This is a genomic window from Oceanobacillus senegalensis (assembly GCF_900176885.1).
Lineage (GTDB): Bacteria > Bacillota > Bacilli > Bacillales > Amphibacillaceae > Oceanobacillus > Oceanobacillus senegalensis.
Genome location: NZ_LT839648.1, coordinates 1,620,664 through 1,646,793 on the forward strand (window position 1 = coordinate 1,620,664; position 26,130 = coordinate 1,646,793).

At 37.5% G+C, this 26,130-nt stretch carries 21 protein-coding genes and 1 riboswitch; of the genes, 3 read left to right on the forward strand and 18 right to left on the reverse strand.

Annotated elements, in window-relative coordinates:
* Positions 1-141 precede the first annotated feature (141 nt).
* Positions 142-2,070, reverse strand: coding sequence for an FUSC family protein (locus CAO17_RS07755; RefSeq protein WP_085992261.1), 1,929 nt, complete (start codon positions 2,068-2,070; stop codon positions 142-144).
* A gap of 441 nt (positions 2,071-2,511) precedes the next feature.
* Positions 2,512-2,946 (reverse strand): Ohr family peroxiredoxin, encoded by a 435-nt coding sequence (locus tag CAO17_RS07760; RefSeq protein WP_085992262.1) that lies wholly within the window; start codon positions 2,944-2,946, stop codon positions 2,512-2,514.
* A 282-nt stretch (positions 2,947-3,228) separates the two neighbouring features.
* Between CAO17_RS07760 and CAO17_RS07765 the strand changes: the two genes are divergently transcribed.
* Positions 3,229-3,432, forward strand: coding sequence for a hypothetical protein (locus CAO17_RS07765; RefSeq protein ID WP_085992263.1), 204 nt, complete (start codon positions 3,229-3,231; stop codon positions 3,430-3,432).
* Positions 3,433-3,707: 275 nt separating this feature from the next.
* On the opposite strand, the gene CAO17_RS21365 is transcribed toward CAO17_RS07765, so the two are convergent.
* Complete coding sequence (locus CAO17_RS21365; protein WP_218775545.1) at positions 3,708-3,878, reverse strand: hypothetical protein; 171 nt, start codon at positions 3,876-3,878, stop codon at positions 3,708-3,710.
* A gap of 181 nt (positions 3,879-4,059) precedes the next feature.
* A complete protein-coding gene (locus CAO17_RS07770; RefSeq protein WP_085992264.1) occupies positions 4,060-4,245 on the reverse strand; it encodes a type Z 30S ribosomal protein S14 in 186 nt (61 codons plus the stop codon).
* A gap of 169 nt (positions 4,246-4,414) precedes the next feature.
* Between CAO17_RS07770 and CAO17_RS07775 the strand changes: the two genes are divergently transcribed.
* Positions 4,415-4,846, forward strand: coding sequence for a YndM family protein (locus tag CAO17_RS07775; protein ID WP_085992265.1), 432 nt, complete (start codon positions 4,415-4,417; stop codon positions 4,844-4,846).
* A gap of 273 nt (positions 4,847-5,119) precedes the next feature.
* Here CAO17_RS07775 and CAO17_RS07780 read toward each other — a convergent pair whose 3' ends face one another.
* Genes CAO17_RS07780 through CAO17_RS07795 form a run of 4 tightly spaced genes read right to left on the reverse strand, consistent with a single transcriptional unit; the run spans position 5,120 to position 13,196 of the window.
* Positions 5,120-6,433: a TIGR02679 family protein gene (locus CAO17_RS07780; protein WP_085992266.1), complete on the reverse strand. Its 1,314-nt coding sequence runs from the start codon at positions 6,431-6,433 to the stop codon at positions 5,120-5,122.
* Positions 6,417-10,550: a TIGR02680 family protein gene (locus tag CAO17_RS07785; protein ID WP_085992267.1), complete on the reverse strand. Its 4,134-nt coding sequence runs from the start codon at positions 10,548-10,550 to the stop codon at positions 6,417-6,419. Before CAO17_RS07785 ends, CAO17_RS07780 begins: the two co-directional genes overlap by 17 nt.
* Positions 10,543-11,712: a TIGR02678 family protein gene (locus tag CAO17_RS07790; RefSeq protein WP_085992268.1), complete on the reverse strand. Its 1,170-nt coding sequence runs from the start codon at positions 11,710-11,712 to the stop codon at positions 10,543-10,545. The genes CAO17_RS07785 and CAO17_RS07790 overlap by 8 nt, the downstream gene beginning before the upstream one ends.
* Before the next feature lie 17 nt (positions 11,713-11,729).
* Entirely contained in the window at positions 11,730-13,196 is a 1,467-nt protein-coding gene (locus CAO17_RS07795; protein ID WP_085992269.1) for a TIGR02677 family protein, read from the reverse strand.
* 492 nt (positions 13,197-13,688) lie between these two features.
* Here CAO17_RS07795 and CAO17_RS07800 point away from each other — a divergent pair, with 492 nt between their 5' ends.
* Positions 13,689-14,969: a Na+/H+ antiporter NhaC family protein gene (locus CAO17_RS07800; protein WP_085992270.1), complete on the forward strand. Its 1,281-nt coding sequence runs from the start codon at positions 13,689-13,691 to the stop codon at positions 14,967-14,969.
* Between the two features lie 169 nt (positions 14,970-15,138).
* Here CAO17_RS07800 and CAO17_RS07805 read toward each other — a convergent pair whose 3' ends face one another.
* From CAO17_RS07805 to CAO17_RS07850, 10 genes are all read right to left on the reverse strand, one after another.
* Entirely contained in the window at positions 15,139-16,398 is a 1,260-nt protein-coding gene (locus CAO17_RS07805) for a cation:dicarboxylate symporter family transporter (protein ID WP_085992271.1), read from the reverse strand.
* Between the two features lie 141 nt (positions 16,399-16,539).
* Positions 16,540-16,688, reverse strand: a riboswitch (cyclic di-AMP (ydaO/yuaA leader).
* Positions 16,689-17,148: 460 nt separating this feature from the next.
* Positions 17,149-17,580, reverse strand: a complete 432-nt coding sequence (locus tag CAO17_RS07810; RefSeq protein WP_085992272.1) for a hypothetical protein — start codon at positions 17,578-17,580, stop codon at positions 17,149-17,151.
* A 223-nt stretch (positions 17,581-17,803) separates the two neighbouring features.
* Positions 17,804-18,178, reverse strand: a complete 375-nt coding sequence (locus CAO17_RS07815; RefSeq protein ID WP_085992273.1) for a MaoC/PaaZ C-terminal domain-containing protein — start codon at positions 18,176-18,178, stop codon at positions 17,804-17,806.
* A complete protein-coding gene (locus tag CAO17_RS07820; protein ID WP_085992274.1) occupies positions 18,145-18,486 on the reverse strand; it encodes a hypothetical protein in 342 nt (113 codons plus the stop codon). Before CAO17_RS07820 ends, CAO17_RS07815 begins: the two co-directional genes overlap by 34 nt.
* Positions 18,483-19,577: an acetyl-CoA C-acyltransferase gene (locus CAO17_RS07825; RefSeq protein WP_085992275.1), complete on the reverse strand. Its 1,095-nt coding sequence runs from the start codon at positions 19,575-19,577 to the stop codon at positions 18,483-18,485. The genes CAO17_RS07820 and CAO17_RS07825 overlap by 4 nt, the downstream gene beginning before the upstream one ends.
* The gene (locus tag CAO17_RS07830) at positions 19,574-21,025 is read right to left on the reverse strand and encodes an AMP-binding protein (RefSeq protein WP_085992276.1); all 1,452 of its coding nucleotides are present in this window, start codon (positions 21,023-21,025) and stop codon (positions 19,574-19,576) included. Before CAO17_RS07830 ends, CAO17_RS07825 begins: the two co-directional genes overlap by 4 nt.
* Positions 21,022-21,588 (reverse strand): biotin transporter BioY, encoded by a 567-nt coding sequence (locus CAO17_RS07835; RefSeq protein ID WP_085992277.1) that lies wholly within the window; start codon positions 21,586-21,588, stop codon positions 21,022-21,024. Before CAO17_RS07835 ends, CAO17_RS07830 begins: the two co-directional genes overlap by 4 nt.
* Positions 21,589-21,790: 202 nt before the next feature.
* A complete protein-coding gene (locus tag CAO17_RS07840) occupies positions 21,791-23,143 on the reverse strand; it encodes an FAD-binding oxidoreductase (protein ID WP_085992278.1) in 1,353 nt (450 codons plus the stop codon).
* Between the two features lie 48 nt (positions 23,144-23,191).
* Complete coding sequence (locus CAO17_RS07845; protein WP_342744194.1) at positions 23,192-24,574, reverse strand: YjiH family protein; 1,383 nt, start codon at positions 24,572-24,574, stop codon at positions 23,192-23,194.
* Between the two features lie 62 nt (positions 24,575-24,636).
* Positions 24,637-25,944 carry an aspartate aminotransferase family protein gene (locus CAO17_RS07850; RefSeq protein ID WP_085992279.1) on the reverse strand — a complete coding sequence of 436 codons (1,308 nt, stop codon included), beginning with the start codon at positions 25,942-25,944 and terminating at the stop codon, positions 24,637-24,639.
* Positions 25,945-26,130: the final 186 nt, after the last annotated feature.

Here is a 26,130-nt window from a genome sequence, read left to right on the forward strand (position 1 = left end):
TTATGTTTACAATGAAACTATAACGCTTCTACAACTAAATGGCCTATATTTTCTGTTAACGAATCTTTCTCAAAATGTCTCTTGTTGCTTTATAACATTTAAACAGAGTCGTTGAACTGGACGACGATTCGCTTTTGTACATTACATACGCGATTTCCCAAGTTCTTTTTGAAGAGATTGAATTTCCTTCTGTATACTAGGATAGTCGTCTATTTCTGGTATTACTCGCTGCTTTGATGTAACATTTCGTGTTGTAGCATTTGCCATTGTTTCAAATGCAAATAAGAGTTGTGCTAATTTTTCATCGGAAAGGGTCGGCCTATTCGATTCCTTTGAGCATTTTTCTAATAAATATCCTAATTGAACCACCCGAAATAACACAGGCCAGTAATAATCTAGTACCTTACGATTAGCCGGAATTTCTCCAGAGGCAGTATTATATAAGGTTTGTAAATTATTTAAATTTGTCCTCATCTTAATTCTCTCTTGACTTTTCCTTGCATTAAACCCTTCTCCCTGATCTGAAAAAAGCACCATGAGAAACTGGGCTTGGCTTCGTAGTGTTTTGCTCAGTAAATGCGGAACCCTACTAGAAGCAGATTTTCTTCCAACCACATAAACCCCTAATAAACCAATCGCACTTCCGATTACGATGTCAATGAAGCGTGCTTGTGCAAAATAAGAGAAACTAAACACACCCTGGCTTGTACTTTCAGCCATTAACAATGCATTTGGCGTAAAGAAAAGTGCTGCCAAACCATAATTTTTCACAATGAACAACTCGGTTATAAAGGTCAAAAGTAAAATAAACAACGCAATTACAAAACCAGATGGATTTAATAACAGAATGAAGCTCGCAATAACTATACCAATGATTGTACCTAAAAACCGTTGAATCGCGCGATGAAATGTTGCCACAATCGTCGCCCCCGACATCACCGCTACACAGGATAACGGTACCCAATAGGAACGAGCAAATTCAAATTGATAGGCAATAATCGCAGCAATAATCGTGACCACTCCAAAGCGTATGGAGGAAATAAGCACAATTGAATTTTTATCAAATGCTCCCATGAAGATGGTCTTTAGGGAAACCTTATCAAATTGAATGGAATTTTTCACTTTACTAATTGGTTCATTAAGGATGGCATCTGCATGGTAGATGGTGGAAAACAGCTTACTTACCCGGCTATCCATCGCTTCAGGCTGTAATATTCTTGTCCCTTCCCGCTTATCACGGTTGCTTAAGGAATTTGCAAGCTTTCGAGTAGTCTCTCCTAATTCTTTCGGCAGTGTAGCATCTTCATATGAAAAGTTTTCTACAATCATCACAAACAACTCATTTGCATACATATTCAATCGATATAATCGATTGAACGTGTCGGTTGTTCGCCACGAAATATATCCCGCTGAAAGAGTCTCTTCTGATTCATTTAAAACTTCCATCACTTTATGCTTGGCTTCCGTGAATCGATTGGTCCCAACAGAATCCAGTAGTTCTGCTAATTGCAAATAAACTCTTGTCACAACACCAGTTTCTGGACCATGTGGATCAAAAAACCACCCAATCATGGAAATGACCCATGATAAACAACCACTAAGAAATACTAATCCTGCTCTTAAAAAGGCTTCATCCGGATTGATTGGCATTCCTGTTGACATGGAAAAAACCAATACAAAAAAGATGGCAGAAGGACCGGCTATTTTTAAAGCTCCGAAAACAAAAACGACTACTGCTCCTATAATTCCCATCAAAATGGCAACAGCTAGTGGATATGGTGCACTAATCGTTCCCAAATAGGTAACTAAGGTTAGTCCAAGAACGACAGAAAATATTTTCTTTGCCCGCTGCGCATACGGGATATTAAAAACATATAAATAGGTAAAGCCTCCTAATGCTGCTATTAAACCATATTGTAAATGACCAAAAGCTAATCCAATCAAAACAGGCAGTGCGGCTGCTACCCCCGCACTAAATGCTTTTAACCAAGGAAATGGTTTCTTATTTACTTGTACTGCTTGCTTAATAATAGAGGGAAGCAACCCCATTGATTGTTGTTTGTCATACATTCTATTCCTTCTTTACTATTATTTTCTCTCATTATTATCTATATAATACCAGAATTTATCAGCATCTGTATTTACTATTAATAGATAAAAAAGACTGCAATGTTCTGCAGTCTTTTGTTTCGAAAAATGAAACATTCCTGTTTATCCAAATAAAACCAACGAATGCAGTACAACCATCTATCTCCCATTTAATATGATAGAAATTTTATTCTAAAAGTGGACAAACGCTATATACTAGGATAACAGTGAGTCGCGGAGACAGGCAACTCGGGACACTGCTAAGATGGGATAAATCGGTGAAACTTACCCTTCTTGTCCTACATAAAAACGGTCCAATCATGAATGAAACGAGAAATTTAGGATGTGACCCCTGTTTCAGATGATTCGCTGTGATCGACTCATATTCGATGAACGAACTTTTTTCGCCGACCTCTTATATCATTAGGATGGTTCACTCTTCCCTACTCTAGGTTTTAAAACCACTTCTATATTTTCTCTTGTCGCTTTGGAATACGGACAAAGTTGATGGGCTTCTTCTGCTAATTCCTCCGCCTCTTCTGGGCTTACTCCTTCGATTTTGATAGTTAGCGCAACTCCAATTTTAAAACCATCATCAAACTCATCTTTTAGGAAGCTTACTTCAGCAGTTGTTTCCGAAATAATTGGTGTCATTTTCTCTTTAGCTATATAATTTAAGGCACCATCATAGCAAGCTGCATAGCCAGCAGCAAATAATTGCTCTGGATTCGAACCTGCTCCTGTTTCATTTCCAGCTGGATGAACTAGATTTAGATTGATTATTCCATCATCTGATTTCACATGACCATCTCGTCCATTCTTTGCTGTTGCAGCGGAAGTAAAAAGTATATTACTCATCTAAATCCTCCTGTTCCTGATTGTATTTTACTTTCCTGCATTGCTTAAAGATTTTTAATTTATCGTTACTAGTAATCTATTCCCGCTACTGTCTTGAATAAACATAAGGGAATAAAGAATCGTTGACGTGGATATATATGGGGCATTCCTTAGTAAATTGTTACAATTCCAAAACATATATATGAATAATTTGTAAAAAATCCCAGTAAGGTATTTTCAAACGATGAAATAGCGTTATACTGTAATTGAATTTAAAATATCTTCCAAGGAAGGTGCGAGCTAATGACAGGCACAGCATTATTAATCAACAGGGATTACTCTGTTACAGTATTGGAAAACGTGGAGCATCGCGTGTATGAAGAGTTAGTTGGTCAGGAAGATTCGAAGCATAAACAATGTACTATTAATGGCAAAAATGTTAACTTTGAACCCATTAGTAAGGTCGTTTGGTATGATAATACGATTGACTGGGACTATGGGTATTAAAATATAAAGTGAATCTTCAATTAGTGGGAGTTTTTTCTTCCATCCTCCACTGATTGTTAGATGAACGAATCAGGTGTTTACTGGCTGCCCGACCCCCACTTATAATTCTGAGATATCGCGAATTTTTCTCGTAAGGGTCTTACAGCCAGTTATCACGTGATAATAAGTTGCATTTTAAGCGTTTAACCCCTTGTCCTTACTATCCGCAAATAACATTCCTTATATTTGAATTTGTGCAAAAAACACTTCCGAAACTGAATTAATATTTTGTTGTTTTAATTGTTGTCTAATCTAATTTTTATCAATTTTTCCAAGTTCATACTGAGAATATTCCCATCGGATATAACTTCTGTTGGTATCGGGAAGACCTTTGGCTTATCACAACCACTATTCTTAGAATTACCTCTGATAAATCCATTTAGCTGACCACCCTTTGTCTTTAACATTATAGATTATTTTTATAAAAATAACCATTTTGGTGAGATTTAGTTTGATTAATGCAAGTAGACAATAATAACTCTCGATACAATCTAAATAAGAATCACTAAAAAGCCTTGAATAAAATTCAAGGCTTTTTAGAATATTTTTAGATAACTCCCATTTAAGGAAAAATAGAATAAACTCAGTTTACCAACTTGCTTTTTTCAGTCCAGGTATTTGACCTTTGTATGCAAAATCGCGAAGGCAGATTCGGCATAATTGAAATTTCTTCAATACACTATGTGGTCTGCCGCAATGATTACAACGGCTATATTCGCGAACAGCGAATTTTTGTGGCTTTTGCTGTTTTACAACTAATGATTTTTTTGCCATGCGGCATCCTCCTTCTATTAATATATAGAAAGATATCATAACATGAATTTAATTATTTCCAACCAGCCAATTTGTGGGGAGAATCCCAATAAATTCCAAAACAGGTATCTATATAAACGAATATTTCATTGTAAGCTATAAACAATATGATTATAAAGGAGGTTAACACATGAAACATGTTAAAGCTTTACTTATTAAGTTTATAGGGTCTCTAGCTCTTCTATATATAATTCTCGGTGTAATGTATGAGATGACCTTCGGCGAGGTTCTAATTTTATCCGCTGTCTTGGGAGTAGTAGCTTATGTTATCGGAGACATGCTTATATTACCAAGAACAAATAACGCGGTAGCAACAACTGCTGACTTTGGATTAGCTTGGATACTTATTTATTGGTTTTTAAATGGGATGACTTTTGATGTTAACGCATTTACTGCTTCTTTGCCTGCAGCATTAGGTGTAAGTTTGTTTGAATTATTCTTTCATCGCTATTTAGCAAACAATATCTTACTTAACGAAGAGAGAAATCCAAGATCCAGAAATCTTCAATATCAAACAGAGATATCAGAGGAATTAGGAAAAAGACGCTCAAAACGAAAATAATTTTTAGAGGGGCGATTCTTTTGCATCAACGCATCTGAACCGTCCCATTTGTATTGCACTGTTTTCCAATCCTCTCGTTTTACTTTCCATCCTTCTTGTTGTTTTCTTTCTTTGATTACTTCATGGATGTGCGTGAATACCTACCCAACAGGGAAGAAAAGACTTCATACATATATGGCTGAATTCCTCTTCCGTATCAATAAATTGGGAATAACACCATCCTTAAAAATACTTCCTGTAACGGTTTATTTAACCTGTCTTTTCGTAATCCAGCTAACTGCTTTTTATTTTTCTTTCTAATTCGAGTACCATCTCATCAACTAATGCTTCCTGATAACCTGCTCTTTTTCTCTTTTTCAATTCCTGGGCCACCCCTACTAATCCTGGTGCTTCGACAGCATCCAATTTATTTAATCTCCCAGCAGATACCTCTATCTGTGATTCACATTTATGGTAGGAGGAAACATCCATATGCCAAAGTTGAACATGTTCCGGGTGTCTCCTTAATAATCTATCTGCCATACCGATTCCCTCTGGATCAAGGTCACCAGCATAATAGAGCGTACAGCCATCCTTTACCAACAAATCAATCAATAACAGGGATGCTAACTTAAATTGCCCATGTGTACAAATTAAAGGAACTTCTGGTAGTTTGTCTAAGATACTGGAATAAACGCCCGAATTCTCCACAATCCAAACAGATTTATGTTTATTTAATGGATAGATTCTTTCTAGTGGGATTAGTTCCCTTAGTGGGGTGTTCATGACACTGTGTGTTTCTGCTGCGGATTCCCACATAGAGTGTATTCCCTTTTCTGTCTCTGCTACCAAATTCACACAAGTCACATAATTGGTTATGTCATCACGTAAAATTCGATAAGCTAGTAATAAATCATTAATCCCTTCACTATCCGTTGGAACAATAACTGATTTACTATTGTAATAATTGACAGCAAGTAAATGAACCCATAATCTTCCTGTATTCGTATTTAGATCAAATGCGTGAGGGTCTCGGGTAATACGCTGGCTAAATAACGGTAATCGTTCGAATTGGATTGGTAAATGATTATAAGCCTGTTCCAGATGACGTACTTTCTTGAGAAATTGATCAAAAGACTCCTCCATCATGCGATAAATCCAATAGGTATCTGGTGTTTTTCTCCGTATATAATTGATCCAAAAAGCAAGAGCTGGATAATCACTCTCCATCTTATCCAACCATTGTTTTTGCTGACTAGCTTTTAACTGCTTCTTTTCCATTTTAGAGTAGAGTGGCTCGTTAAAATATGCCTCTAGTAATGTCTTTAGATTGACTCCAACAAATTTAGTAGATTGTAATTGTTTGTCAAAGCCCTCCAAAGAGATTTTTCCTTTTTGTCGCAACTCTGTGACCGTTAATCCAAAAAAGCGTGCGATAGCCACTAACTCCTCCACCGTAAAATGATCAACTTTCACTGTACCACCTATCCGGCCAAGGGATTCGTATTTCTTCTTGAAGAGAGAAAATAGACGATGATAACTTGTATCATCGCTAAAATATGCTAATGCTTCCTTTATCATTGTTTCACCTTCATACCAATGTTTCATCTTCGTCTTTTTCTACTGGAACTTCCAGATTCATTTGATTGCCATCCCAATGGTAACTGATGACACTGACAAAATCTGCATTTTTGGGTCGGACTAGTTCACTAATGGATAATTCGTTGATCGTGTCATAATCCCCCCAAAGTACTTGAGAGTTCATAATGTAATTAAACCCTAATTGTTCCACTATCTCAAACATTTCTCGAATATTATTTTCATCGACACCAGCAAAGGCTTCATCTAATGAAATAATATAAGGTGCTTCTGGGTCAGCTTCTAAATAACGAGAATAGCATGCAGTAAATAGTGGGATATACATCGCCATCGCTTTCTCGCCACCACTAAATTTATAGAATTGATTATTATTCAGCTCTCGTTTCTTTTCTCCTTCTCTTTGGAAGTACAGAACAAAGGAAAACCATTTACGGTAATCAAGAACTTCTTTTAAGACTTGAAGTAGGGTTTGTAATTCACTACTTTCCCCAATCATTTCCTTCGCCCTCGCAATTTTAGAACGGAAGTGAACGGTAATTTTCTCTAAATCCTCTTCCTTAAGCAATTTAGGGTCTTGTCGTAACAAATGAACCAAATCAACGGTATCCATTTCCGTTTCCGAATCAGCTGTACGGGGTTTCCATTTGATGGAGAACGTTAGACCTGATGATGTATTTCGCGTCTCCATTAAATGTTTCATTTTAGTCACCCACTGTTCCGCTCTCCGAATTCTAGCACGTAGTTTTTGCCCAACGGAATTAAATAAAATCTCTTCATACAAGGCCTGATCCTGTTCATTCAAGAAGCTTTCCTGTTGCGCGTGCTGCAGTTCAATCTGCTGCCCAACTGTATAAGGATTTACCTGCTTCCCTAGATAGTTTAGCTCAATGAGTTGACGGCGCATCTTTTGTTTCCATTGTTCGATATGTGGAGTCTGTTCCTCCTCCACAACCTCTTTTATCCATTCTGGCGTTTGAAATGGGGCATCATATAGATTAGGTCGATGCTCCATTAAATCACCTATTTGTTTAAAGAAGGTCTGTGATAGCTGGGATGCGAGTTTACCTCGGTCGGTTTCTTTGAGTAAATGGCCAAGATCCTTCATAACATCTCCGGCAATTGTATCCGTACTTTGCTCCATATCATAATCAATAAATCCTCGATTGAGCTCTTGTTTGAACGAATATTCCCATGTTTCCTTCATGTTCGTCCAAAAGCCAACTAGCTTCCTTTTTGTTTCGATATGTTCTTCCACATGCTCCATCTTAGTCTCTTTACTTGGTAGAGTCCTATTTTTTTCAGTTAGCGCGTGATCAATTTCAACGATATTTTGCTGTAAGTCAACTATTTGTTTACGGATATCTGCAACACCTTGCTGGTCCAATTGCTGTTTAACTTGCTCTATATTTTGTTTTAAACCTTTCATCAGGTCTTCGGTACTATTGAGTTCCCCTTGCATTTCGATTATTTCTTGCTCCAATTCTTTCAATCGAGCCTGTATATCCTTTCTACGTTGTAACTCATTCACATATTGAATATGTCGTTTCTCCAAATTGGATAGGTCTTTTTCATATCGTTTCATGACAGAAATGGCTGTTTGATAGGATGTAAAAGTTAGTTCTAAATTATAATTTCTCGCTTTTTCATCAATCCGATGCTTTACTGTTGTGTATTCACGATAGATATTCTTTAATTCCCTCGATAATTTGTTTATCTGCTCTTTGTAATGCTCTATTTTTAGTCGGGCATCTTTAATCTGACGAAAACTCTCCTGTAAATCTTTATCATTTGGAAACTGCTCTAAGCGATTCATTGCCTGAGCAATCGTTGCTTCGACATCTTCTATTTGACTAACTAGCAATTGTTTATCTTCATTTAAGGCATTGATCTCATGTTGAATACGTTGAATTTGTTCTTCTCTAAATCGCTTCCTCGCATTACGACCGATATATCGAACATCCGTTACTGGTATTGCATGTCCTTTTAATAGACCAATTTGGTACATACCTTGTTCACTTACAGAAGCTGTAGAATCACCATCCCCCTCTATCGTAATACTTCTTAATACCTCATCTATTAAGCTTTCCGGTAGATTACTGTCTGCATCTAGATCGGGTTTTAGATAATCTGCTAACGTATGGGCCATCATATTCGGATTAGGGCATAAAATTCGATCATGCTCGATGTTCCAATCCTTCTCTGTAATTAAAGCATCCAATATTCTACTATCCATTAAGGCTGCTTCCAACCGTTTTCGAACTTCTTGATCCACATGGTCCTGAAATTCCACGGCTGCATAGAAAGGTATATGTGCAATTCCGTTTGCTTTTAGCTTTTGTCTGGTCTCTTTTGTTAACGGATCTGTCTCTGGTTCAGGATCCTTTTTCTCTCTCCAAACCTTCAAGTCATTTTCTTTTTCCTCTAACTTTTCCTTTAACTGCTTAAGATTAAAGTTTAATCGGTTTAATTGTTCCCCTTGTGTTTGTTTATATTGGAAAATAGCCTGTCTAAATGGGGATACTACGTTATCAAAAGGAATAGGCTCATACAATGAATGAATAGAGCGTGAGGTTTCTTGCAGCACCTCATCCCCCACTTTTAGCCACGAGTTATCTCCAAGCCACGTATAGATTTCATTCAATTTTTGCTCTTTATCTTCTTCAAATAAGCGTGTCCATTCCTGTTCTTGGTACGTCCATTCATCTAGCTTTTTATTTTCATCTGCTAGTTCCTTATCTTTTACTTGATATTTTTCTTTTATGTTCTCATAGTCTCTCAAGTCTTCTTCTATTTCTTCCAAATCGGATAAATGCTTACTCGTTTCCTTCATCCAGACACTGAAATTAAAAGTATCCCTTTGTTGGCGCTCAAAGTCTTGTTTATTTATATTATGAGATTCAAGAAAAGATGATTCCTCCGCATCATTGGCCATATCAATAAAGATATCTTCTATCTCTACTTCTCGTTTTCCGATTTCTTCTTCCAGTTGGTTCATATCTTGCATTAAACTGGTTTCTTTACGCTTCCGATCCTGTAATTGCTTATCTTTACGCTGATATACTTGAGTATCGTTCTGAAGTTTTATTTCCTCTTCACGTAATTCTTTTTCTAAATTCCAAACCCTATGAGCTTTTAACCGTTCCTCTTGCTTTCTATTCGTCACTTGTTTTAATTCTAAATTTTTAATGTCATTGCTTAATTGCGTAATTTCCTCTTTCAGTCGAGCAATTTCTTCCGTCTTCTCCTTATATGCACGTTGTTCTTTGGCCAAACGTTTACTTGAGGCAAGAAATTCACTGGCTTGGTCCACTAAAATTCGTTGATTATAGGTATGATAGACTTTATTTAGATTTTGTAATGCTTCTGATTCCCTTTGTAACTGCTCTATCTGTTGCTTGGTCTGATCCATTTGTTCAATCGTATCAGAAAGATGTCGAAGATCCTCATCAGATAAAGGGGGCAGGGCAGCTTCTAAGATTTCATAGATGACTGTTGGTCGAAAATCCTTTGATAGTTTGGGACTTCTTAGCTGGATTAGTAACTTAATTAAATCTTCATAAGCTTCAATGGTTTCAAATCCAAATAAATACTTATTTACTAACTTCATATACTCTGATTTTGTCTGAACGACATGACCACCTTCACCAATTAAATTCTCAAGCTCCACTCTTGACAAAGGGATTTTCTGTTTTATACCGGCATTATTTTCAGATTTATAGAGTTCGAGGTCCATCCCTATTCTCCGATTATCTGTAAAGACAAAACCCCAAAACTTCATTTGCTTATTGCGCTTTGCTTGCAATCCGATACCAATCGTCATATATTGTTCCGTTCCTTGCCGTTTAAATTCCATGAATAAATAACCTGTCCGCTCATCCCGATTAACAATATCCTTTTCGCCCAATAAATAGTCTTCCATCCTTCTTGCTTTCGAGCCAAATGGATCTAATCTATCAGGAGACGTTTTACCATCAAGTAAAACCGGTAAAAAACTTTGCATTGTTACAGATTTTCCTGAACCATTACTTCCTCGGAGTAATAGCTTACCATCTGCAAATGAAAAAATTTCCTCATCATAGTACCAAAAGTTTAATAGCCCTGCCCGATTCATTTTCCATTTATTCATGCTTTCCACTCACCTCCACTACATAATCTTCTGGATAATATCCAATCATACGAGCAATAGCTGATTTTAAATTATACATACCCGTATCCTTCTCAATACCGACCATTTCCCATTCTAAGTATAATTGTAGCAGTTCTTCTGCAACATTCATGTGTGACATATCACGATATTTTTTACTCCATCCATGCCCATACAACCGCTTTATCGTTTCTACTAATTGTACAAATTCTGCTGAAGTTAGTTTTATTTCGCCCATTGAATTAATAGAAAATTGTTCGATATGCTCTCGAATGTAGGCTTGAAAATGGAGTGCAATATTCATAATGGCCTTCTGGTCAGGGAATAAGGTATACCGTTGTTTTCTTTCTGGTAGTACAAGGAAAGCAGCATTTTTAAATACCTCTAATTTGAATGGTGTATGTCCTTCCAAATCATCACGCAGCCGGTTACGATAATTTCGAATATATGCAAAATCATCATCCTCTTCATTCTCCCGGTACACGACTGGAGAAAACATCAGTTTTCGATAAACTCTTTTTCTCCTTGTATCCGCCTGGTGCCTCTCCCACTCACTATCGAGAATTTCCCTTGCTGTTTGATATCGGAACAAGTCATCCGGATAAGACCGCATGAAATACCGCGCATATACGGTAACTTCATACAATACCTCTTGTTCCTCATTACTAGCAAACATGTCAATGTCTCCATCTACCGCTTTAATAATATGTAGATCAACCATTTTCTTTAATACTCGAACGAGAGACTTCCGATGCTGATAGTTTGTCCAATCTAATGGAAATTCTCCCGGATACATATCTTCTATGTCCTCCGTAATATCAGACAGAAGAAATTGTTCATCCACTGATCGACGTTCCGTAAAGGCTAATCCACAACAAAAAATGGCATAATCCCTAGGAGTCGTAAAATCCTGAATCCCCATCCATGGCTTGGGGTCAACTGGGATTTTTTCCAGTTTAATAAAATGTTGATGGATAATTAGATCAAACCCAAACTTTTCCGAAACATAGCTCTTTAAGCCTTTTTCCCGTTCTCGAATCAATTGATATGCCACGGGTTCTTCTGCACGTAGTATCCAGAACTGTTCAAATAAAAGACCTAAGGCTTCCTGCGTTTTCTCATCAAAGCCTGTTTGCTCGCTCATATGATTACCTCCTCTTCTTAACTTGCGACAAACTGAAAAACAGCTTTCGGCATTTCTAAGCTACCATCCTCTGATCTTAGAGTTACTATCTCCTCATGCAGAATAACCCGCACCTTTGTCCCAAACTCTGTTTTAATCGTTCGATCCTTCCTAGCCATCGCTTTCCCTATCCAAGAGAGCAATATTTTCCGTACATGAGCTTCTACCACTGGCAAATCTTCTACCCTTATTTCATTCCCATGAACATATTTTTCCATAAGCTTCTTTTCGCGTTGCCTTTCCTCTAAATAAAACTGCTTCATTTCTTCTTTTCTTTTTTGGTTGCTAGTTATAGCCCCAGGTCTTGTTTTTTCCCGATAATTCCTCGTTATCGGCTTCGTTTCATGCTCCATTGGTTGTTCGTCCCATACATCCACATAAATATCCTCAGTTGGAAAATGGTCGATGTATAAGTGACGAGTATGGAACACACCAAATGCTGCGGATGAAAGTTCATGTGCATCTTCAATCGATTCCATTGAGTCAAACCACTTAGCAAGATGAAGATAGTCCTTCTTCCTACTATGAAAATGTAGATGTCTCTCGCCCAATCGCTGAACTACTCTAGTAATACGCCGTATCGATTCATTTGTTCGTTGTTGCAGCATCTCATACTCACTCCCACCATGCTTATCACCTAAAAACCATGCTTTTATACTGAACCATTTTTCATGATATTCCTCATACAGATTAGCATCTTCCTTATCTTCTAAACGGAATATTTGTTCACTACGAGCAATCACTCTTTTAAAAAATCCGTGTAGATTCTCTTGAGTGATCCCTAATAATAAATCCTGAATTTGCAACGCTGTCCCTTGTAAAGCAATAATAAAATCTCTTAAATAAGCGGTAAATTGATCTTTATAAACTAGAAATGCTTCGGTTTGCATCCTATCCTCAACTTCCTCACTATTTATATAAGCAATGTAGTCAGATGTATTCCTTGTTATTTGTCGAAAATAGTTGAGTACATCATCCCATAATTGTGCGCATTCTTCATCATCTTCTATTTCTATTCCTAACATAATCCGTTCCATCTTGAGGAGAGATTGATATAAACGTTCAAACTGCGACCGCTCTAGAGACCCCCCAAATGTTTCCCCCATATTTTCCATTTGCACCATCATACGTTCAAATTCAACCGTATAAGGAGTACATTGGTAACGAAATCGTTTCTTCTTAAACTCTTCCACAGTTCTTGATTTACCTATCTCCTGCCTTGCAATCAGGTTACCCCATTTAACTAGTGTATCTAAATCTATATGTAATGCCTCCATCGTATAATCTTTAAATTCACTAAATTGAGTTAAATGGGCATAAATTTCTTCCGGGAACAGGAATTCTTTCATTCTCTCATGTTGAATATAAAAATAGCGTAAAATAGCACGATAACTCCAAGCTTTTTCAGCGGTTAAATACGTAGCCTCTTTGACACGCTTATACATAATCTCACCAGCCTAGCCGTAATAAAAAATAGTTTTCTTTACTATTAGTTTAACGTTTATAGGAACAATAGTCTATTTAGGGATTAGTAGTTCTGTTTGTAAAATGTGGAAGCTGGGATTATTTCTGATACTTCTTTAACCAATTAACGGAAAAGGTGAAAAAATAAAGTAAATTTTCAATCAATCAAGGTTCCTTCATCCCCCCTCCTTAAATGATTCGTTTTCCTCCATTTTTGAGTTGAGATGCTGCCCCTTAACCTGGATAAAAATTTTGTTGATAACGTTGATAACGGAATAAAAATCATGTACTCTATATTAATGTGACAAAAACTAGATTTTAGCTTCTTATAAGAAAGATAGAGGTTCAATTGAGATTTTGACAAAGATATTTAGTGATTAAAGTCCTTTGCCAAATTTAACGAGCAAAGACTTATTCGTTTTATATATCTAGATAGAAAAAAACGTGTCTCGTTTTATTTATGGAGGTAAACAATGAGGAAAGGAAATCCATGGGCACTGATCCCATTTGTAGTTTTTTTGATTTTATTTATTGGTTCAGGGGTTATTACAGGTGATTTTTATGCCTTTCCCGTCATTGTAGCCATTGCCATTTCGGGTGCTGTGGCTTTGGCAATGAATCGAAAAGAAACATTTGCACGAAAGGTCGATATTTTTTGCCACGGCGCCGGAAATGTAAATGTCATGCTGATGGTTGTTATTTTTCTCTTAGCTGGGGCCTTCTCAGCAGTTGCAAAAGGGATGGGTGCGGTGGACTCTACTGTTAACTTTGCATTATCGGTCGTTCCGCCAAATCTGCTTGTCGTTGGCTTGTTCATTATTGCCTGCTTTATCTCCCTATCCATGGGTACTTCCGTGGGAACGATTGTTGCACTGGCACCTGTTGGAGTTGGAATAAGCGAGCAAACCGAGCTTTCGATGGCTTTTGTAATGGCAGCAATTATTGGCGGTTCCATGTTTGGTGATAATCTATCCTTTATTTCCGATACAACTATTACCGCGACCCGTTCACAAGGCGCCCAAATGAAAGATAAATTTAAGGTGAATTTTTGGATTGTGTTACCGGCAGCTATTGTAACATGCATTCTTTTAGGGACTATGACAATAGGGGAAACGGCACAAGTTGAGTATGTAAACTATAATTGGATAAAAATCATTCCCTATATTTTGGTTATTATATTTGCGTTAGTAGGTATAAATGTTTTCCTTGTTCTAGCATTAGGGATTGTTCTTTCCGGAGCTGTTGGCTTAGCGGATGGTAGCTATCATGTCATGAGCTTTTTGCAAAAAATTGGCGAAGGAATGGCAGGCATGTATGAAATCGCCTTTCTTGCCATATTAATAGCTGGAATGGTAGAGGTTATTAAATTTAATGGCGGGGTTGACTTTCTACTTCATCTTGTGACAGGAAGGATAAGATCGAGTAAAGGGGCTGAATTTAGCATTGCTGGTCTTGTAGGCTTAACTAATTTATCTACTGCTAATAATACGATTGCTATTTTAATCGCCGGCCCGCTTGCCAAAAACATAGCGAATCAGTATGAGATTGAACCACGGAAGTCTGCAAGTATATTAGATATTTTCGCATGTACTGTTCAAGGCCTACTACCATACGGGGCACAATTTTTGGCAGCCGCAAGTGTAGCGGAAATATCGCCAGTAAGCATTATGCAATATGCCTTCTATCCTCTTCTCATAGGTATCTGTGGAATCATCGCTATACTCATCAGATATCCGAAAAAAAGGAAAACCTAAAGGGACGTTGATCTCCACCTCGTATAAGCTTATCCCCTAATCTAGGGGGTATTGTGATTATCAAGGTTCGAGATAACGTCATCCAAAAAATGAGATGCTATTTCCAAAAAAACACTCCCGAACATTGGCTTTCCAACATTTGAGAGTGTTTCATCGAAATAGCTTATTTTTATGATGCTTGTTGCACTTCTTCAACAGGGGAATTAAATTGTCCCTCCCATTTAGCTACCACAATAGACGCTAAGGAGTTACCAACAACGTTAACTGCCGTACGCCCCATATCAAGTATACGGTCGATTCCTGCAATAAATGCTAAGCCTGCAGCTGGTAAACCAATTGTGCTGAACGTAGCTAAAAGTACGACAAATGATACCCCCGGTACTCCTGCCATTCCTTTTGAGGTAACCATAAGGAGTAACATTAGCGTAATTTGTTGCCCAATGCTTAGCTCAATACCGTACATTTGTGCTACAAATAAAGCAGCAATCGCTTGATATAAAACAGAGCCATCTAAATTAAAAGAATAACCTGTTGGAATAACAAAACTCACAATATGTTTTGGGCTACCCGCTTTTTCCATTTTATCCATAATCCTTGGAAGTACGGTTTCTGAACTAGAAGTGGAGAATGCCAATAGTAATTCTTCCTTAATCATCTTTATTAATTTAAAGATATTAAATCCAACTATTTTGGCCATGATCCCTAATATGACGATTACAAAGAAAATCATTGTTCCATAAACCGTTATAGCTAACTTTCCTAAAGGGATGAGTGACTCAAAGCCATATTTAGAAATAGTTACTCCAATTAATGCGAAGACACCGATTGGTGCATATTTCATAAATAAGTTGGTTACGTAGAACATTGCATGAGCCATACCTTCGAAGAATTTTAGAACAGGTTTCCCTTTATCACCAATCGCCGCAATCCCTATACCGAATACGACAGCAAAGAAAATAATAGCTAGCATATCCCCTTCAACCATCGCCTGAATCGGGTTGGTCGGAACAATGTGAAGAATTGTATCCGCTATGGATTTACCTTCTTGCTCTTCTGATGAATTAACATAACTTGAAATGTCACTTTGCTGTAACTCGTCCATATTTAATCCTGTACCAGGCTGGAAGATATTAGCTGAAATTAAACCGATTGCAATCGCAACCAATGTCATACCGATAAAATAAGTTAAGGATTTAACCCCCAGCTTACCAACTGACTTGATATCGCCCACACCTGCAATGGCAACAATAATACTCGATAAAACAATGGGAACTACAATTAATTTAATTAATCGAATAAATAAATCACCAAATGGTTGTAAAACATTTTGGGCTGTTTCATTTCCATAAAAAATTCCACCGACAACAATACCCAATATAAGACCGATTAAAATTTGACTTGCTAAACTTAATTTGAATTTTCTTCTCATACGTACCCTACCTTCTTGTTGAATTTATAAAGAATATGCATAGGCAAGGGAAACAAGATGATTCTGATAAAATGTTTAATAATTAAAAAAGATACACGTCGGACCTATCCGTTGTGTAATCTTTCAATCTAGATATCTCACTTTGCTTCCTCTTAACGCTTGCGAGGTTAGCTTTCGGGTTAGGACTAAGAGAAATGAGAAGCCCCTCCTATTAAAGGATTCACCCACACGGATATGTCCGTAATTAATTGGGTCCCCCGCTCTTCATTTAGATTAAGCGATTGTAATAGCTACTCTAGTATAATACCTTAAATAACCCATATTTGTAAATAGTATAGTTATCCACAAAAATAAAAATCCTACCAAAGTCACAATTACTATTGCAGCTTAAATTGGTGTTGTTAATAGCTTACATAGTGGGTTGTTGTTTTTGATATTTGCTATTTTCTTATCAGCATTTCTACTGATATTAAGGACTTTACCATATCAACCTCGCGATAAAGAAAAATGGTATCCTTGCGTTCTATCAATTATTGTTTGGGCGACTAAAGTTATCGAAGGTTAACGGTTAGAAAACCCCCACTGATTGAAAATTCACTTTATGTTAGACTTTTAACTCTAATCTTCATTAATGCGTATCAGTGTAGTAGTAGTGAGTATTAATTCACACTTATATTTTAAACATTTCGAAAAGTCGCTTATTAGAATGGAGAGTATAATAGGACCATACGTAAATTTACTTTTACCTTATTAGCTCATAACTCCCTTTTTACGCATCTTTTCGAATTCACGTATTTTATCATAGGACTGTACTAATGATTCAGGTACTAATGTCCTTCCGTATTCCCAAGCATTTGCTTCTATTTCCAGTTGAAGCTCCTCTATTTCATCATCTTCGCCATACTTTAATATCTTTAAATCACGTTTGTTTTTCTTAAAATCCAAATAATAACCAAGTACACGATAAAGGATTAGTTTAACTATGTTTTCATCCGACTCTTTTAGTTTAAATAATTCACCAATATAACCATTTACTTTAAGATAATTAAATTTTATCGTCTTAGTTGATACATTATAACTCATGGGGACAGTTAAATCATTGTTAGACTCATAGTTAATGTCAAAGTTAAGTTCCTTTAATGTTGCTTTTACAATCCGTTCAATATTCCAAATATAAAGCATTTTTTCCCATCACTTTCCTTATAAAATACCTATTTTAAGTTTGCATCTTAAAATTATTCTGACATGATTAAGAAATGCCGTCAATGGGAATGCTTAATGTTTGCTTTCTATTTTAGAAAGATTTGCTATGTACTTGCCATGAAATCACTTTTTTATATCTTATTTTTTTATGGTACTATTCAATCAAATTATTATCGTCACGTTATAATTTGAAATAACAGCTTTACAATAACCGTAACTTCCTCCTGTATCTCGCCCTCCCTTTTACCACTTTTTCTCCATTGGCTATTCCTCTAATTTCAATCCAATTGGAATCGTTTCTATCTTCCGCAATCAACTGAACCGAATCATTGACAAAAACAGGTCTCAGGAAATTCATTTCATACTCCGAAACAGAACAATGCTCCCCAGCCAGTGCTGTAACAAGCTCCGCTCCGAATCCCATTACAAGCATGCCATGTGCAATTGGTCTCTGAAACATATATTTTTGTGCTTCTTGTGAATCCTGATGAATCGGGTTATCATCGCCTGATAAGAATGCGTATTTCCTCACTATCTCCTCTGTTAGTCTAACTGTACGATCAACTCGGACACACATCGAAAACACACCTCCCCTATTTCATCATATCCAACTAGACTTTGCGTATAAAACGTATGTTTATCTCTTCCTACTTTTCTAACAAGTTCCACTTCACAATAATAGGTTTCCCCAACCTTGAGGTCTTTTTTCCGATAACATTTTTGCTTTCGATGAATGGGAGCTCCTCCATATTCCCATGGCACCTTAATAAACTGGTAAAATAGCATAGGAAAGGACAGTGGTAGAGATTTCTGTTTCCCAAAAATGTTTTCATAATGATCCAATATCTCCTGCGTGAGTGTCACTGCTACACTTTCTGACTTCATGAAATCCTCTCCCATAATATAGCTATACCTAGCCCGCCCCCAATACCTATCGCAGACAGCATAAGGTCAGGAAAATATCTCTTCACTTCATGAAACAATCGCGTCACAAGAATGGCACCGGAAGCACCATATGGATGTCCCAATGCAATCGCACCACCTTCTGGATTTATTTTGTCATACGAAATGGAAAAGGTACGGGAAAATAGTGCAACCTTCACAGCAAAAGCTTCATTTATCTCGATTAGATCGATATCCTCCACGGAAAGGTTATTTTTAGCCAAAATGTTAGAAACAGCTGGAATTGGTCCGGTAGCAGGAAAATTTGGGTCTGTTCCAATCACCGTGCTATCAACAAAACGAAGAACCGGTTTTACGTTTAACTCTCTCGCCTTTTCCTCCGACATGACTAACACTGCTGCTGCTCCATCATTAATCCCACATGAATTCCCCGCCGTCACGGTTCCATTCTTCTTAAAAGATGGAGGTACCCGTTTCAACATACGTTCATAATTCAAATTGGGTTTTAATCCTTCATCTCTCATTGGAATGCCTTCTATTTGCACCAACTCATCAGAAAAATAGCCTTTGCTTAAAGATGCATAAGCTCTCATATAGCTTAAGCGCGCAAATTCATCCTGCATTTCACGAGTAATTCCATATTTTTCGGCAACGTTTTCTGCTGCAATCCCCATATCTGGATCACCAATATGTTCTGGGGAGAAACGCGCACGACACTTAAATGGTGACGTACTAGTACTTTCTACCCCACCGGCAATAAAGATATCACCCGCACCACCTTGGATGAGATGACAAGCAAGCCGGATTGCTTCTAATCCTGAACCACATTGTCTGTCAATCGTTATCCCTGGTGTTTGATAAGGTTGACCACTTTCTAAAGCAGAAAGCCTTGCAATATTCCCGCCAGGACCAACCGCATTTCCGAATACAATATCATCAACCGGTTCATCTATATCTTTTACGAGATTACGAATGACATAGGATGCTAGCTTTTCTGGTGGATAATCTCTTAACATACCATTCTTCTTTCCAATCACCGTTCGCTTCGCATTTACAATTACTGCTTTCTTCATAGAACACTTCCTACCTGGACCATTTCTTTCAATTGTTGCCTAGAAATTTTTCCTCCCGTAGTTTTTGGGAAGAAATCCAGCTTTCTCCAAATTCTAGGAATCTTATACGTTGACAAATGTTGAAGACAATAAGATTTTAAGGAACGCAAAGAGACATCTCCTTTTACAAAAACAGCCACCTTTTCTCCCCAGTATTTATCGGGAATTCCTACAACAGCAACCTCTTCCACCCCACCAAAACTACTCATTACATGCTCTATTTCCTGAGGGTAAATGTTGTAGGCACCATATAAAATCATGTCATTTTTTCGGCCAAGAATATAAATATAACCGTTTTCATCTATTTTTGCGATATCATGAACCGTTGCCCATTCGCCCATTTTCACCTTGTTCGTTTCAAGCTGGTTATTAATATAACCGTCAAACACCATCCTGCTTTTTACATATAACGTCCCTTCTTCACCTATTTTTGCTTCCGATCCATCTTCCTTCCGAATCAAAATCTCAACATTGTGAAAGGGTCTACCAACAGATGAATCATAGTTTGGGTTGTCATCATTCTTAAGAAAAGAAATATAACTAAGCTCTGAAGAACCATAAAATTCGTGAATCAATGCGTTTGAAAATCGTTTTCGAAAGGTTTCCTTAACACTTGGCAAAAGTTTAGCCCCAGTAGAAATAAACGTCACTTGCTTTTCACTTGCGGATCCTTCGCTTATTAACGCCTGAATCATTGTTGGTACCACATACACAACAGATATTGGATATTCCTCTATATATTCCAAGACTTTTCTAGCAGAAAATTTCTTTAGTAAATAGATGGTTCCACCATAAAAAAGTGTGCTCAATGCACCATACACAAATGTGGAGCTGACAAAAGATCCTGGAATCAACACATGCTCATCCCGATTCAAGCCAAGGTCAACCTCATTACATGGAAAGGATTCAATCCAAGATGCATGGGATCGTACAAAGGCTTTCGGAGTTCCTGTAGATCCCGAAGTAAAGCCCATATAAAATGGCACATCTCCCTTTGTTTTTTTTATCTCCATGGCCTCCTCCGTTATCCAACTATCCAATTCATCTGAAAAAAGAACAGGATAAGAGATATCCCGAAAGTCCATTCTCATCTTTTGATCAGCGATAATTATATCAGGAGAGGTCTGCTCCATTCGATCGATTATTTCTGCTTGTTTCCACCTCATATCTCCAACAATAACCGCCCATCCGGCTTCATTGGCACCAGCAAATAGTTGTAAGAATAAAGCATCATTCGGCAGAAAAATAGCAACTCTCTTTTTCTTTTCCGGCTGCTTTAAAAAGGCAGTAGCTGTTCGATGTACTAAAATGTACCATTCTCGATATGTAAGACTTTCGTCAGCAGTTACTATTGCCAACCTTTCTGGATGGAAGTGTTTATGTTTTGCATAAGTACTCGTCACCTTCATGCAGCTTTGACCTCCTCCTTTAAAAGTGGGATTGCTTTTTGAAGTTTAATCGCTAGCAGGGAACCAATCATCACTTTTGTAAAATCACCAGGCAAAAATGCAAGGTTGACGATAAATGCTTCCCAAATGGATATATTCATCATCATTGCCTGAAATGGGATTCCAAACAAATAAACTACTGCCATCCCACCTACTACATTGGCCAGAAGCAACTTAAACAGATTCGCTTCTTTCATGTTGTAACATAGATAACCAATGACATACGCACCAGCAATATAGCTAATTAAATAGCCTCCAGACGGTGATAAAAACACTCCTAGACCACCACGTCCACCGGATAATAATGGCAAACCTGCTGCTACTAATAATAGAAATAGCATTTGACTATACGCAGCATATTTGGGACCTATCCGGGCGCCAAGCACACTTCCAGCAAGAATAACCCCTAGTGTTTGCGTTGTAATGGGTACAGGGGTAAACCCTAATGGAATCGCAGGTAACAGTCCAAGTACCCCCATTAGTGCTGCAAATAATGAAACATAAGTAAGCTTTTGAATTTCCATTGTCAACCACCTTTCGATTATAGTTGACATTATTTTAGTATAAAGAGGAGTTTTTGTAAATAAATAATTATAATAATACTTCGTTTAATTAGAAAAACTCTATTAATTCCTAGTAAAAACTCGAGACGATTTGTGTTTACAAAAAAAGAAGTAATTGCCCTACACTATAAACACAGTTTAGGAAAATCACTTCTTTTATCGTTTAAAATATCTTCCCAGGATTTAAAATACCAGTCGGGTCTAAAAGTTGTTTTATCCCCTTCATTATTCTAACTGCTGGTCCGTGTTCTATTTCCTGGTATTTGATTTTCCCCAGACCAACCCCGTGTTCTCCTGTACATGTTCCACCAACTTCTATGGCTCGTTTAGCAAGTGCTTCATTGGTTGATTCGGCAAGTTCTTTCTCACCTTTGATTCTTGTATCAAAAAGAACAAGGGTATGAAAATTCCCATCACCAACATGCCCCCAGACGCCACCCCTTAGACCTGTTTCTTGAATGAGCTGGCGTGCATAGGTTAATAGTTCTGGGAGCCTAGAAATTGGAACACACACATCGGCACCAACTTCATCCATTCCTTCTTCCTGAACAAATGCCAAAGAAAGCTCTTTGCGCGCTCGCCAAATTTCTTGCTGCTCTGATGGATCTCTAGATACCACCCAATCTTCACAACCGAGTTCATGAAGTAGTTTTTTTACAAGTTCTACATCATGTATAATCGCATTTTTCGTACCAGCAAATTCCAAAAATAGGGAATGTTTTTCAGGAAAATGATAGTCATTTTGTCGGTTCATTTCTACGATACTTTCTTTGTCCATTAATTCCAAGCGTAAAATGGGTATCCCTTTTAGAGATATGATTTGGGAAGCCTTTGCACAGACTTCCAACGTATCTAAGGTACATCTAGCCATCACCGTTTCTTCTGGGATTCCGTAAAGCTTCATGGTAATTTCTGTAAAAATCCCTAATGTTCCTTCCGAGCCAACAAAAAGATTCGTAAATAAATATCCTGAGGAAGACTTTTTCGCCTTTGTCCCTGTATGTATGACGGTTCCATCGGATAAAACGATTTCTAAATCAAGTATCTGATCTTTCATTGCACCGTAACGAAGCCCAGTTGTTCCGCTAGCATTGGTTGCTACCATCCCACCAATCGATGCATCTATATTGGGGTCAATCGGAAACATTAGACCGTATTCTTTCAAAAATTGGTTTAACTGAACTCGAGTGATGCCAGGTTGCACCGTAACGGTCATATCTTCAGGGGAAAAATCGATGATCTGATTCATTTTATTAAAATTTATGGAAATACCATGATGGACTGGAATGGCTGCACCTTCCAGTCCACTACCTATTCCATAAGGAGTTACCGGTACCTTGTATGTTCTAGCAATTTCCAGAATGGTTTTAATATCCTGGCGATTTTCTGGAAAACAAACAACATCAGGGTCTATCGCTTCATGTGGTGACTCATCATGACTATGCTGTTTCAGATCTTTTTCTTCTAGACTAACTTTCTCTGAACCTAATTTATTCTTTAATTGTTCTATATACATGAAGTACATCCTCTCAATTATTGGACAGTGGACTATCCCCTCATACCATTAGTAAATCATATGAGCAATCAACACTATAATTGGTAGAGATATTGCTGTACGCTCAAGAAAGATGAGAAGTAAGTGCCATAGTTTAATTGGAATTTTAGAAATTAGTAAAAGGGTACCCATTTCTGTTAAGTATATAATTTGTACGAGTGATAATGCACCAATCACAAATCTAGTAATCTCAGCTTCTATTCCAGACGCTAATACAGCTGGTAGGAACATGTCAATAAATCCAACAATTGTTGCTGGGGCTGCTTCAGCTGCTTCAGGAAGCTGCATGAGTTCTAGAATTGGGATAATTGGTTTCGATATCATTTGGAAAAACGGTGTAAACTCAGCAATCAATAAAGCAACCGTACCTATAGCCATAACTTGTGGCAGTAATACAAATGCAATTCCGAGGAAAATGTCATTTCCCTGTTTCACTTGATTCTTAAACGTTCCGGCATTTTTTGCACGATTTACCGCTTGTTCTAGTGCCCAGCGAAATTTAGATACATTTTCAGGCACATCCTCCTGATAAGTATTGTTAGAATAATAGGTGTCAGGTAACTTAGAAATCGGCGGAATTCTTGGAACAATGACGGCACTTACGACACCCGCAATGACAATAGCTAAATAAAATAATGGAAACATATGGTCTACGTCAAGCATTCCTGCGATAACTAAGCAAAACGGTAGCGATACTGTTGAGAAACAGGTAGCAATTGCTGCAGCTTCTCGTCCTGTATAAAAACCAGTTTCATATTGCTCTCTCGTAATGACCACACCAACATTAACATTTCCTATCCACGAAGCTAGTAAATCAATCGCGGAACGTCCTGGTAACGTAAATAGTGGTTTAATAACTCTTCGTAGCAATGTTCCGAAAAACTCCATAATACCGAAATTGATTAAATAAGGCATTAAAAAAGATGCTACGAAAAACCAAACAATTAAGGTTGTCAATAAATCAAACATAACCTGCCCGGTGACGTCAGAATAAATAAACGACCAACCCGAACCAATAAACGTCATCACTGCAAAAATACTTCCCAGAATTCGTGTAACAGTCCAGAAGTAAGATACATCAAATAAAGATGTCAAAATCTCACTTTTCTGAATAAATGCGGGCTTAAATAAAGCCGAGATGACACTCATTATCGTTGAAACGACAATAATCGTTGTTACGATTGCTGGAAGAAAGGCGGACAGTGCTTCAATTAAATATTCCGTAATAATTCCTAATGGGATATTAAATGTGTTGCCATCAAAAATCGGGAATAGAAAAATGAAGATTCCGAATAGTGACGGTATTATAAATTTCATAAGTCCTTTTCGATTTAACGAATCATACACTTCTTGTTCTTCTATCTCTTCCATTTGTTTCAGACTTTCATTCAATGGTAAAACCTCCATTATTTATGAGGCGATAGGGGAAAAGTTATCTCCTATCGCTAAATCCTTTATAATTCTCCTAGTGCTTCATCTAGTAATTGGATGCCTTGATCAATTTGTTCCTTTGTAACTGTTAATGGAGGTAGCATTCGGATAACTTCACCTGAATTTCCACATAGATAGTAGAGAACCCCTTTTTCCAAGCAACTATTTAACACATCCATTACAGCATCTCCATCCGGTTCTCCGGTTTCAACATGTTGAAGTTCGATACCAAGCATTAATCCAACACCACGTACGTCTTTAATGACATCATACTTATTCTTCAAATCTAGTAATTTGGAAAATGCATATTTACCCATTGCCTTTGTATTATCCAATAACTGTTCCTCTTTTATCACGGATAACGATGCACGGGCTGCCGCACAAGCGATTGGATTCCCTCCAAATGTTGTGCCGTGTGAACCAAGTGGCCATTTTTGCATGAGCTCCTTCGATGCAACCGTCGCGCTTAATGGAAGTCCAGCCGCAATCCCTTTAGCAATTGCCATGATATCCGGAGTAACTCCAAACGTTTGAGCCGCAAACCATTCTCCCGTACGTCCAAAACCTGTTTGCACTTCATCGAAGATAAGCAAAATTCCATAGCGATCACAGATTTCACGTACTTTTTTCATCCATGATTTTGGTGGGATGATATATCCACCTTCTCCCATCACGGGTTCTAAAATCATACATGCCACTTCTTCCGGATCCACTTGATGTTGAAATAATGACTTCACATCCTGTTCCAGTTTCTCTGGGAAAAATGCCTCTGGATTTTCCCCCTCTGGTACATATTCTGGGAATGCATATGGTAATTGATAGGTTAACCAAGAGGGTTGTTGATATTTCCTGTATTTACTCTTGGAAGTGGAAACACTTAGTGCACCAATAGATCTTCCATGAAAATTACCTGTAAACGAAACGACATATGGACGCTTGGTCACATGTTTCGCTAATTTAATACAACCTTCAATTGCTTCCGTTCCACTATTTGCAAAGAAAAAGTTATCTAGACCAGATGGTAGAATTTCCTGTAATTCTGCTGCTAGTTTTAAAATAGATTCATAGATAATCACGCCGGATGGACCATGAACCAAATGATCCGCACTGTCCTTAATTGCTTCTACGACTTTTGGATGTCGATGTCCAACATTTTCCACGGCGATTCCCGAAGTGAAATCTAAATATTTTTTGCCATCCGCACCATAATAATAACAGCCTTCTGCCTTTACAACGGGTAGGTTTGGATGATCCTTCGCCATACTTGGTGCCAAGAAGTTTCCAATGGATTCCACCATATGCTGCCATTCGTAACCTTCTGTTTTTTCCATGTGATAATTACTCCTTTTTCGTTGTTCATTATTTTGGCTATTACCATGTAACACCAATTTAGTGAAAATTCAACTTGCAAATTTATACATTTTTCTGCATGAATATCAATCATTATATATGAAAAAGAATACTTATACAATACTAAATTTATAGAATACAAAGAGAGTAAGCCATTGCTATCTACA